The sequence below is a fragment of the Chryseobacterium sp. CH21 genome (assembly GCF_004119445.1).
GTDB lineage: Bacteria > Bacteroidota > Bacteroidia > Flavobacteriales > Weeksellaceae > Chryseobacterium.
Genome location: NZ_QICI01000075.1, coordinates 1 through 10,975, shown reverse-complemented (window position 1 = coordinate 10,975; position 10,975 = coordinate 1). Strand labels below are relative to the sequence as shown.

The following is a 10,975-nucleotide window of genomic DNA, read 5'->3' as shown; positions in this document are numbered from 1 at the left end:
TCTGTGAGGTTTTTTTTAATATGTAATCAATAAGTTTATATTTTTGCAGCGTAATTAGAAAAATAAAACTTTAACCCATGAACCAAGAAAATTCTTCTGAGTCTGATAAACAAATCAAAAGAATAGATGCACATTATATTTCGCATGAGATTCAACACCTTTTGCATTTTGACAAAGGTTTTCCTTTTACCTTTAAAGAAGTTTTGCTGCGTCCCGGAAAGGCAGTAAGAGAATATCTTAGAGAAAACCGTGAGAAATATGTAAAACCAATCGTTTTTCTCATCTTTGCAGCAGTTATTTATACTTTTATTATTCATTTATTTCATATTGAAGTCCTCATCTTTAATATTAACGGATTTAGCGGAACATTACAATGGGAGCATAATATTGATACCGAAGTTATCAATAAATGGATTGATTCTCATGTTGGATATTCTGCCCTGATCATTGGTTTTTTTATGGCTATTTGGACCAAAATATTCTTTTACAGAAAGGGTTATAATATATTTGAAATATTTGTATTATTATCTTATGTTTTCGGAGTGTTCTTTATCGTACTTTTATTTTTCCTGTTGCTCTCAAAACTAACGGGATTACTAATAATTACGAAGATTGGTGTGATATTACTTCAAATTTACTTTGTGGGAGCAATTGGCCAGTTTTTTGGAGAAAAAAATATTTTAAATTATGGCAAAAGTTTAATTTGCCTATTTTTAGGTATTGTTACCTATAAATATAGCTTGATTTTATTAGCTTATTTAATACATCTTATTTAATAGAATATGTTTTGGTAAGCAAACACTATCCTGTTTTACAATGATCACTAATGTTTAAAAATGGAATTGAATACTTCAAATAATAATACAAGAAAAATGATCGTTATCCATGGCGGTCATTTTTCGTCTTTAGGAGGTTTCTACGAAGAAGCTTCCAACGTGCTGATGAAAGATACAGAATGGAAAATAGGAACACTGGATGGCTTTGATGACATTCTTTACGGTGGTTTTGGAGTATTCGAAAACAAAGAAGAAATTGAAATTATCTGGAAAGAATCGCAGAAGTCAAAAGAAGATTTAGGTTTTACCACTACCCGTGAATTCTACGAAAACAAAGTCAGACAGGGAAAACCCTTCAACATAGAATTAATTCAGCAAAAGCTAGATGAATTGACAGAAGGAAAAGGACAGACGCTTTTTGATATCCTGGTAGAAATTATAGAATCACATATTAATATTACACTGAGGCTGGAATGAAGAGTAATGAGTAATGAGTAATGAGTAATGAGTAATGAGTGGAAATTTTTAAATGTTGACATTTTCAGTGAGCTTCATCAAATCAACTTGTTGATTCCTTCTTTGCTTCCTGCAATCAACATAATAACAATAAAACCTTTGCGTCAAAAAAAATATAAAAATTATTTAACCATTAAGAATAGTAAAGTTTTTAAGGAAAGTTAAGATTCATCAACGATGAATGAAGCAGGCTGCTTATTAATAGCTGCGCTACTACCTTAATAATTCTTTACTCCTTCAAAAATCTTAATGGTTCCAATCTCTTTGTTCAGTTAGGATATCAGTTTGTGTATTGCTTAGTGAAACGCCCATGCGAACAAAAGCATAAAAACTAATATAAACACTTAGCGTCTTTTGCGTTAAAAATCACACAAATTGAGGAAAATTATTTCCCTTAAACAGTTTTTTCTTAATACTTTTACTTCAACAAAACAGGAAACAATAAAAGTTGAATGAAGAAAATTATTTACGGGCTGTTCTTCGGTGACAGCATTACCTATGGGGAATATGACGGAGTCTTTGGCGGTTGGGTAGATATTCTGAAAAGATATGCCCTGCAAAAATTTCATGAAGGAAACGGAGATGAACTCATCCTGTTCAATCTCGGAATAGGAGGAGAAACTACAGAAGGACTATTAAAAAGAATTCCTCACGAATTAAATGCAAGAAATTCCGCTGATGGAAATATCGTTTTTCTAAGTTACGGTGCCAATGATCTTGCTGTAAAAGATGGAGAACAAATCGTAAATCCTGAAAAGTTTAAAAATAATATCAAAGAAGCTGTCGCACATGCCAGACAGTTTTCTAATGAAATTTACGTTGTAAGCATTCTTCCTTTCTCTCAAAAAATAGATGGAGTAGTGGTAAGCTCCGGGAAGAAAAGAATCAATGAGGATGTCGTTGTTTACAATCAGATCTTGAAAGATGTTGCAGTTGATGACTCACTGACCTATATTGATTTCTATTCTGCTTTCCTGGATGACAAAGAAATCCTGCTTTCCACAGACGGTGTACATCCCAACGAAAAAGGCTATGGAATGATGGCCGAAATCGCAATACCAATCATCGAAAAATATTTATAATGCCTAATTTATTTTCTTACGGAACGCTGCAAAAAGAGCAGGTTCAAATGGAAACCTTTGGACGTCTTTTAAAAGGTGAAAAAGACATTTTATCAGGCTACAAATTAAGTATGCTGGAAATTACAGATCCTGAAGTGCTTCGGAAAAGCGGCCAGAAATACCATCCTGTACTGGAATTTTCAGGAAGTGATGATGATCAGGTAGAAGGTGTACTTTTTGAAGTAACAGATGCTGAAATCCTTCAGGCAGATGAATATGAAGTTGATGATTACAAAAGAATCGAAACCGTTTTTAAATCCGGAAAAAATGGGTTTATCTATGTCGGGAAATAGTCATTGCGAGCAAAGCGAAGCAATCTCACTATCTCAGATAAAACATCAATGGTCTCTTTGTCATTCCGGGCAGAGCGAGGAATAATTGGTTTATAAAACATACTGAAACTCCTACAGAGTGAGAAAATTGGAATAGGCTAAGCCAAAAGAAAATAGCCGCAGAAATTCAATTCAATAGCAGTGGGCTCTAATCCAGAGCATAGTCGAAGGAAGCCCACTCATCTTATAAAAATAAATCCATGGGCTTTACTAAGATTAAAAAAACTCCTGACACCCCTTGTCACAACCTCCCCTTATCTTTGCTCTATCATAAAAAATTAATAATGAATAACGTAAAAATAAAACCTTTTAAGGTCATAGGTATCTCGGTAAGAACAACCAATGAAAATGGACAGGCAGGAAAAGATATCCCGGTATTATGGGAGGAAATGATTAGTGAAGATATTCTCAATTCAATTCCTAATAAAATTGACAATACCATTTATTCCATTTACACAGACTACGAAAAAGACCATACAAAACCATACACGACTGTTCTCGGATGCGAGGTGGAAAACCTTGACAATATTCCGGAAGGAATGGTTGGATATTCTTTTGATGGCGGAGATTATCTGAAATTTACAGTAAAAGGAGATGTTTCAAAAGATCTCGTGATCAATGAATGGATCAAAATATGGAACATGGATCTGGAAAGAATATTTACAGCCGATTTTGAAGTTTATGGGCAAAAAGCACAAAATCCTTTAGACGCGGAAATTGATATTTTCATCGCTGTGAAATAAAAAGAGAAAAAATTTCCTGCTTTCACAGACCTTTGAACTGAAGATGTGAAATTCCCCTCCCTCGGAGGGGTGGCGAAAATTCAAAGAATTTTTGACGGGGTGGTCTGAGCCTACAGAAACAAGAGTTTTATGGTCTTCATAAACCTTACAACATATTTCCCATACACCAGAATCCCGACAATCACTGCTGCTATGGCCGTCAGCACAACAGCTCCTGCAGCAATATCTTTAATAAAGCCAATTCTTTTGTCGAAATCCGGTTGAATGATATCGCAGATCTTTTCAATAGCAGTATTGAAAATTTCGGCACTTAAAACAGCAAACGAAACCATAAGAACCAATGCGGTATCGGTATAATTTAATTTGAAATAAAAAATAAGAAAGAGATTGACAAAGAAGGCCAGAAGCTCGATCTGGAAATTTCTTTCCGTTTTTATCATCATCAAAACACCCCGGAAAGCATTGAGAAAACTTTTATGGATAGGAGGTTTTTGCACGATTTGAAAACTTTTTTCACAAATATAGCTTTTGTAATTGATAAAAAAATGAATCTTTGCAGAAATCAAAGCATAATGTCAAGGCTCAAAACAAATTAAGGATATTTGTGAAAAACTCCTCAATATTATTCTTTTCTTTATTGTATCTATTTATTATATTTGTAGAAACTTATTTTATAAATCTATGAAATTTATTATTTCAAGTGGTGAACTGCAGAAGGCGTTGCAAACTGTAAGTGGCGTAATATCAAGCTCTCAATCGAGACCGATTTTAGAAAACTATCTTTTTGAATTAGACGGAAATAATGTTACCATTACAGCATCTGACGGCGAGACAACTCTTGTTACTTCTCTGGAAGTAAAGTCTGATGATACAGGTAAATTTGCTGTTCCTGCTAAAATTTTTCAGGATTTTATCAAGACATATGGTGAACAGCCTCTGACATTTGTTGTAAAAGACAATGCCGAAGGTACTGGAAGCCAGCTTGAGATTTTAGATGAAAAAGATAATTTCGCAGTAGCATTAGACAATGCTGATGACTATCCTGAATTACCGGAATTCGATGCTTCACAAAGTGTAACGATGCCGGCAGGAGTTTTGTCTGAAGCTTTGACAAACACACTATTCGCTACAAGTAACGACTCCCTTCGTCCGGTAATGACAGGAGTTCTTTTCCAGTTTGGAGAAAATGAAACCAATTTCGTTTCTACAGACTCCCACAGATTGGTGGTATACAAAAGAGCTGACCTGATGAATGCTGAACCAATGGAGTTTATCATGCCTAAAAAACCTCTTAACATTTTCAAAAATATCCTGGCAAGTTCCAATGAAGACGTTACGATCGACTTCAATGAGAATATGGCTAAATTTACTTTTGGTAAACATATCTGGATCTGTAGACTGATTGACGGGAAATACCCGAACTATACAGCGGTAATTCCAAAAGAAAATCCAAATGTATTGACAATCAATAGAAACTTGTTGTTAGGAGCGATCAAAAGAGCATCTATTATGTCTAACAAATCTACCAACCAGGTAAGATTCAAGCTTTCCGGAAATATTCTTCACCTTCATGCAGAAGATACTGAATATGCAAACAAAGCAGACATGCAGATTCCTTGTGATTACAATGGAGAAGATATCAATATCGGATTCAGCTCAAAATTCTTAACGGAAATGCTGACGATTTTAGGATCTGACGATATCACCATGAAAATGTCTCAACCTAACAGACCAGGAATTATTGAACCTCTTGATGGTCTTGAAGAAAACGAAAATATCTTAATGTTATCAATGCCGGTTATCGGATTATAATATTTAATATATACAAATATAAAAAGCCGGAATTTTCCGGCTTTTTTGTAATCTTGCCATCTGATCCATAGTTGTAAATAGGGTATAATCGACTTATTCCGTCTTGAACTTTGTATACTTTTGCTTCAAGGTAAAAGTATAATAATAAAAAAAATAAATTAATAAACATGAAAAAAATAACAACTCTCGGATCACTTATCTGTTCTCTATGGGCTTTCTCTCAGAAGAATGCAAAAATGTATTATGAACATACGAAAGATATTATCACTTACTATGCTGATAATATTGAAATCTACCCCATTTCAATAACATTCTCAGAACAACCGGAAACAGAAAATTTGAAGAGCCCGGAAGCATTTAAAATGATCAGAGTGCTGCCTCCTAAATCAACAAAAAACAGAATTGCTTATTTTGTTGTCAATGATAATAAAAAAGGTTGGAAAATCAAAAAAATGCCTGCTTATTATACATTGGCTGGAGATGCAACAATAAAGACCTATGATGCAGATTATAAATATGATCTTCCTTTTCAAAAAGGGAAATCATTTAATGTTTATCAGGGGTACAATGGAATATTTTCTCACCAGAATGAAAACTCTTTAGATTTCGTAATGCCTGAAGGAACAGAAATTACAGCGGCAAGAGAAGGGAAAGTGATTGATGCTGTTCAGAATAATAATACAGGATGTCCTACATCAAGTTGTGCTAATCAGGCGAACTATATTTCAATTTTACATTCAGACGGAACTATTGCGCAATATTTTCACCTGAAACAAGATGGAGTTAAAGTTAAACATTGGAGATGAGGTTAAAAAAGGTGATTTAATAGGATTGAGTGGCAATACAGGGTGGACAAATGGTCCTCATTTACACTTCCAATGCTTTCTTCCAGACCCTTCAAAACCAAAGCAAAAAAATACTCTCAAAACTCTTTTCAGAACTGGTGACGGAACCAAGAATGAATATCTGACAGAGAAAAAAACATATTCAAAACAATATTAAACGGGATCGTGTTATTTGTGAATCATTAGAGTAATTCGTGTTTAAAAAATTTAATCATGAAAATAAAAATCCAGTCTTACCCAACCTCAGATTTTGCCGCAGAATTCACAACTGAAAACTACAGTGTGGTTCTATGGAAAGGTTCAGGTGTTTTCTCTGTGGATGATATTAATTATTCTTACAGCGGACACAATATTTTGTTTCTTTCTCCTTGCCAAAAGATGAAACTGGCTTCGGAATCGGAGGGAAATATTCATGTGCTTTTGTTTCATGGGGATTATTACTGTATAGAATATCATAAAGAGGAAGTGGCTTGCAATGGGCTTCTTTTTAATAATATCTATCTGAATCCGGGGGTTGAGCTGTCAGAAGAGAGTTTCAATTATATTCTTGAGCTTTTTAATCATATTCAAAAAGAAGAATCAGAGAAACATCCGTTTTCGGAATCTATTATAAAGACCTATATTCAGCTTATTCTTGCCATTGGAAGCAAACAAAAAAGCAGCATTGAAAACAGTGTGGTTTCTCATGAAAAGCTTTCCAATAAAAATGCAGCTGAATTTCAGAAACTGTTGGAATCCCATTTTAAAAATGAAAAAGAACTGTCATTTTACAGTGATAAACTGAATATCACCAATAATACATTAAGTAAGGCCGTAAAGAAAGAATTTGCAAAAACACCTACCCAGCTTATCAACGAGAGAATTATTCTGGAATCTAAAAAGCTGCTGCATTTAACCTTTAGATCTGTAAAGGAGATTGCTGCAGAGTTGGGATTTGAAGACGAATTTTATTTCAGCAGGTATTTCAAAAAATCGGTAGGATGTTCGCCGAAAAAGTATAGAGAAAGCGTAGGGATCTCAGTAGTGGCAAAAATGTCCATGTAATGTCCTCAAATATCTATGTTGGCGCTGTAGGCATGTGAATACCTTTGGTAAAAATAAATCACATGAAAAACAATAGACTTTATCACCAACTATTACAATGGGATACTTACTTTTTCAATTTTCTCAGAATTTCAATTTTCATCGTTATGGCCTGGATTGGAGGCTTGAAAGCATTTCATTATGAAGCTGATGGAATCGTTCCTTTTGTTGCTAACAGCCCATTGATGAGTTTCTTTTACAAAAATGCAAATAATAAGGTCTTTAACGAAGATAAAAAATTAGTCGCAGAATATACAGTGTATAAAAATCCAGAAGGGAAAGTCATTCAGAAAAATATCGACTGGCATACAAAAAACGGAACTTATATATTTTCCTACGGCCTGGGAACAATGATTGTAGTTATCGGATTTTTGGTGTTGCTAGGAATCTGGTTTCCTAAAATTGGAGCCGTTGGAGGTGCCTTAACATTTTTAATGTCAATGGTTACCCTCTCGTTCCTGATCACGACTCCGGAAGTATATGTGCCAAATCTTGGTGGAGATTCTCCAACGCCTCAATATGGATTTCCGTATCTGTCCGGAGCAGGACGTCTTGTCTTGAAAGATATTATTATGATGGCCGGAGGACTCGTATTATTTTCGGATAGCCTGAAGAAAGTACTGAGACCATCCGATCAGTAGATTTTCAAACCAGAAGCATAAGATTAACGAAAATTTATTATCTTAAAGTGGCTTCTAAATTTCTCTGTTTCTCAAAAAAACACGACATTTGTAGCTTGAAAAATCATACCGGAATAAGTGTGGAATTTCAAATAAAAGTTTCAAAATAGAGCAGGTGAAATCTTAGGACTCATCTGACGAATTAAATAAGTAGATAGATTAACAAATGAAAATATCAAACAACTGGCTGAAAGACTTTGTAAAAACGGAATCAAAAACTGAAAGAATCGGTGAATTCCTTACAGATATAGGTCTTGAGGTTGAAGGGATAGATAAATTTGAAAGTGTAAAAGGCAGCCTGGAAGGAATCGTTGTAGGTAAAGTTTTAACTTGCGAAAAACATCCTAATGCTGACAAACTGAAGAAGACAACGGTAGACGTAGGAAACGGAAAAGTGTTGAACATTGTTTGCGGAGCTCCTAATGTAGAGGCTGGGCAAACCGTTCCTGTAGCTGTTGTCGGAACAAAAATCTATGACAAAACCGGAAACTTTTTTGAAATTAAAGAAGCAAAAATCAGAAGTGAGGTTTCTCAGGGAATGATCTGTGCTGAAGATGAATTAGGTCTTAGTGACGATCACGGAGGAATCATGGTGCTGGATGAAACCAAATATGAAGTGGGAAAAAACTTTGCTGATTATTTTGAGCTGACTAACGATGAAGTATTTGAAATCGGATTAACACCGAACAGAACAGATGCGATGTCTCACTATGGTGTTGCCAGAGATTTACACGCCTATCTTTCTACAAACCAATTGAAATCTCAATTTAATAAAGTAGCTTCTGAAGTTTTGAATAGTGAGGGAACTCATGATTTCAAACTGGAAATTGAAGATGCAGAATTGTGCCCAAGATATATCGGAGCGGTTATTGAAGGTGTAAAAGTAGCAGAATCACCATCTTGGTTAAAAGACAGATTAAAAGCGATCGGATTAAGCCCGATTAACAACGTTGTAGATATTACCAACTATATTCTTCACGGATACGGACAGCCGCTTCACGCATTTGATGCTGATAAAATTGCAGATAAGAAAGTGAAAGTAGGAGTGGTAAAACCGGGAACAAAATTCACGACTTTAGATGGTGTTGAAAGAACATTGAATGGTTCTGAAATCATGATCAAAGATGGTAAAGATAAACCAATGTGTATTGCCGGAGTATTTGGTGGGGAGAACTCAGGAGTATCTGAAACCACTAAAACAATATTCCTGGAAAGTGCTTACTTCAACCCGATTGCCGTGAGAAAAGGAGCTAAAGCGCACAGCCTGAACACAGATGCTTCTTTCAGATTTGAAAGAGGAGTAGACCCCAATCTTACAAGAACAGCCATCACTCATGCTATTAAAATGATTCAGGAAATTGCTGAAGGAAAGTTGGTAGGAGAGCTATTGGAAGAATATCCTAAGAAAATAGAAGATAACTATGTGATTATCAGATTCTCTAAAATTGAACAGATTTTAGGAACAAAAATTCACAGAGAAAAAGTAAAAGAGATCTTAAAAGCATTGGAAATTCAGGTTTTAAATGAAATTCCTAACGGTTTCGAAATCTCAGTTCCTGCTTACAGAGCAGATGTAACAAGAGAAATTGACGTAATTGAAGAGATCTTAAGAATCTACGGATACAATAAGATTGATGCTCCACAGAAGATTTCGTTTACCCCTGTTAAGTTAAGTGCTAACGATCAGGATGAACTGGAAAATAGTTGGGCAAGAACTTTACAGAGCATTGGCTTCAATGAAGTAATGAACAACTCATTAACTTCTGTAAAAGATGAAACTGATGCTGTAAAACTATTGAACCCGTTAAGTGGTGATTTGGCATTCATGAGAAAGTCTTTATTAGAAGGACTTCTTCAGAATACAGTATATAATATCAACAGAAAGAATCAGGATATCAAGTTCTTCGAATTAGGAAAAATTTATCACAAAAAAGATAAATATGAAGAAAGAAAGCAGGTTGCATTATTGGTTTCTGGAAGAGATGTTGCAGAAAACTGGCTTCAGCCAAAATCTGCTGTAAGTTTCTATAACCTTAAAGCTTATGTGAAAGTTTTATTGGAAAGACTTGCTGTAGATTACAAAGAAGTTGCTTTGTCTGATGATAGATTCTCTGATGCATTGGCATATGAGGCAGAAGGTAAAACTCTCGTTAGAATTGGAAAAGTAGCTCCAGCTTTATTGAAAGAATTTGATATTGATCAGGATTGTTTCTATGCAGAAATTGAACTGGAATACGCTCAGGAATTGCGTTCTAAAAATGAATTGAAATTCAAAGATATTCCTAAATTCAACAAAATCAGAAGAGATTTGGCTTTACTGATTGATAAAACGGTAAACTACCAGGATTTATATCAGACGGCTAAGAAAAACAAATCTCCATTCATTAAGAATATTAACCTATTCGATGTATATGAAGGTAAAAATCTTCCTGAAGGTAAGAAGTCTTATGCCATGAGCTTCGAACTGCTAAACGAAGAAAAAACACTGGAAGAAAAAGAGATTGCAGAAGTAATGGATTCTTTGATCAAAGCTTTCCAGAAAGAATTCAACGCTGAGTTGAGATCTTAATAATTGAAAATATATTTCAAAATAATAGAAACGGACTTTTTTAAGTCCGTTTTTTGTTTTATTGCGTTGTTGTTAGACTTGGGCTAAAGCCATTGGTGTGTTTATATTTTAAACAAGCGGGCTCCCTTCGACTAAGCTTAGGATTATAGCCCGTTCCTATTGAATCGCATTAGTGATATTAGTGAAAATATTAGTGTTAAAATGGAAATCTTGTATAAAAACAGTCTATCCACAGCCTTTATCCATTCCGTTAAGAATCTAAACTTCATGAAACATTAATCTGCGAGAGCATATAAATGTATAGATTCCTTGCTTTGCTCGGAATGACAAAGACACCGAAAAATTTTATCGGAGATAAAATCTTTGCGCCTTAAACCTGCTGCATATTAAGAAATTTGCGCCCTTTAGTTTGTATTATAAAGTTTTTTGAATTACGTAAATTAACTTTATAGTATTAATTAATCCACAAGAAACAGGGTGAATCATTAAGCGCCAAAG

At 34.6% G+C, this 10,975-nt stretch carries 12 protein-coding genes; 11 read left to right on the top strand and 1 reads right to left on the bottom strand.

Annotation, left to right across the window (positions count from 1 at the left end; genetic code table 11):
• Positions 1–77 precede the first annotated feature (77 nt).
• The 5 genes from BOQ62_RS16610 (at position 78) to BOQ62_RS16590 (ending at position 3,488) form a co-directional block, all read left to right on the top strand.
• On the top strand, positions 78–776 hold the full coding sequence (locus tag BOQ62_RS16610; protein WP_129041231.1) for a DUF3667 domain-containing protein: 699 nt from the start codon (positions 78–80) through the stop codon (positions 774–776).
• A gap of 60 nt (positions 777–836) precedes the next feature.
• On the top strand, positions 837–1,253 hold the full coding sequence (locus BOQ62_RS16605; protein ID WP_129041229.1) for a ribonuclease inhibitor: 417 nt from the start codon (positions 837–839) through the stop codon (positions 1,251–1,253).
• 491 nt (positions 1,254–1,744) lie between these two features.
• Positions 1,745–2,374: an SGNH/GDSL hydrolase family protein gene (locus BOQ62_RS16600; protein ID WP_129041227.1), complete on the top strand. Its 630-nt coding sequence runs from the start codon at positions 1,745–1,747 to the stop codon at positions 2,372–2,374.
• Entirely contained in the window at positions 2,374–2,706 is a 333-nt protein-coding gene (locus BOQ62_RS16595) for a gamma-glutamylcyclotransferase family protein (RefSeq protein WP_129041225.1), read from the top strand. Before BOQ62_RS16600 ends, BOQ62_RS16595 begins: the two co-directional genes overlap by 1 nt.
• A 323-nt stretch (positions 2,707–3,029) precedes the next feature.
• Positions 3,030–3,488: a GyrI-like domain-containing protein gene (locus tag BOQ62_RS16590; protein WP_129041223.1), complete on the top strand. Its 459-nt coding sequence runs from the start codon at positions 3,030–3,032 to the stop codon at positions 3,486–3,488.
• Positions 3,489–3,598: 110 nt separating this feature from the next.
• Here the strand turns inward: BOQ62_RS16590 and BOQ62_RS16585 are convergent, their stop codons facing one another.
• Positions 3,599–3,985 carry a diacylglycerol kinase family protein gene (locus BOQ62_RS16585; RefSeq protein WP_129041221.1) on the bottom strand — a complete coding sequence of 129 codons (387 nt, stop codon included), beginning with the start codon at positions 3,983–3,985 and terminating at the stop codon, positions 3,599–3,601.
• A gap of 184 nt (positions 3,986–4,169) precedes the next feature.
• On the opposite strand from BOQ62_RS16585, the gene dnaN reads away from it, so the two are divergent.
• The 6 genes from dnaN (at position 4,170) to pheT (ending at position 10,477) form a co-directional block, all read left to right on the top strand.
• Entirely contained in the window at positions 4,170–5,300 is a 1,131-nt protein-coding gene (gene dnaN, locus BOQ62_RS16580; protein ID WP_034699704.1) for a DNA polymerase III subunit beta, read from the top strand.
• 167 nt (positions 5,301–5,467) lie between these two features.
• On the top strand, positions 5,468–6,106 hold the full coding sequence (locus tag BOQ62_RS24115; RefSeq protein ID WP_317127387.1) for a M23 family metallopeptidase: 639 nt from the start codon (positions 5,468–5,470) through the stop codon (positions 6,104–6,106).
• Positions 6,078–6,302: a M23 family metallopeptidase gene (locus tag BOQ62_RS24315; RefSeq protein ID WP_410494214.1), complete on the top strand. Its 225-nt coding sequence runs from the start codon at positions 6,078–6,080 to the stop codon at positions 6,300–6,302. The genes BOQ62_RS24115 and BOQ62_RS24315 overlap by 29 nt, the downstream gene beginning before the upstream one ends.
• A 56-nt stretch (positions 6,303–6,358) precedes the next feature.
• Positions 6,359–7,189: an AraC family transcriptional regulator gene (locus tag BOQ62_RS16570; RefSeq protein ID WP_129041219.1), complete on the top strand. Its 831-nt coding sequence runs from the start codon at positions 6,359–6,361 to the stop codon at positions 7,187–7,189.
• Positions 7,190–7,251: 62 nt separating this feature from the next.
• A complete protein-coding gene (locus tag BOQ62_RS16565) occupies positions 7,252–7,869 on the top strand; it encodes a DUF417 family protein (RefSeq protein WP_129041217.1) in 618 nt (205 codons plus the stop codon).
• Between the two features lie 205 nt (positions 7,870–8,074).
• Entirely contained in the window at positions 8,075–10,477 is a 2,403-nt protein-coding gene (gene pheT, locus BOQ62_RS16560) for a phenylalanine--tRNA ligase subunit beta (RefSeq protein WP_129041215.1), read from the top strand.
• The last annotated feature ends 498 nt before the right edge of the window (positions 10,478–10,975 follow it).

Bases quoted from the DNA above. Each gene is read 5' to 3' on its own strand.
- BOQ62_RS16565 (WP_129041217.1), top strand. From the start codon at position 7,252: ATGAAAAACAATAGACTTTATCACCAACTATTACAATGGGATACTTAC.
- BOQ62_RS16610 (WP_129041231.1), top strand. From the start codon at position 78: ATGAACCAAGAAAATTCTTCTGAGTCTGATAAACAAATCAAAAGAATA.
- dnaN (WP_034699704.1), top strand. From the start codon at position 4,170: ATGAAATTTATTATTTCAAGTGGTGAACTGCAGAAGGCGTTGCAAACT.
- BOQ62_RS24315 (WP_410494214.1), top strand. From the start codon at position 6,078: ATGGAGTTAAAGTTAAACATTGGAGATGAGGTTAAAAAAGGTGATTTA.
- BOQ62_RS16595 (WP_129041225.1), top strand. From the start codon at position 2,374: ATGCCTAATTTATTTTCTTACGGAACGCTGCAAAAAGAGCAGGTTCAA.
- BOQ62_RS16590 (WP_129041223.1), top strand. From the start codon at position 3,030: ATGAATAACGTAAAAATAAAACCTTTTAAGGTCATAGGTATCTCGGTA.
- pheT (WP_129041215.1), top strand. From the start codon at position 8,075: ATGAAAATATCAAACAACTGGCTGAAAGACTTTGTAAAAACGGAATCA.
- BOQ62_RS24115 (WP_317127387.1), top strand. From the start codon at position 5,468: ATGAAAAAAATAACAACTCTCGGATCACTTATCTGTTCTCTATGGGCT.
- BOQ62_RS16570 (WP_129041219.1), top strand. From the start codon at position 6,359: ATGAAAATAAAAATCCAGTCTTACCCAACCTCAGATTTTGCCGCAGAA.
- BOQ62_RS16600 (WP_129041227.1), top strand. From the start codon at position 1,745: ATGAAGAAAATTATTTACGGGCTGTTCTTCGGTGACAGCATTACCTAT.
- BOQ62_RS16605 (WP_129041229.1), top strand. From the start codon at position 837: ATGGAATTGAATACTTCAAATAATAATACAAGAAAAATGATCGTTATC.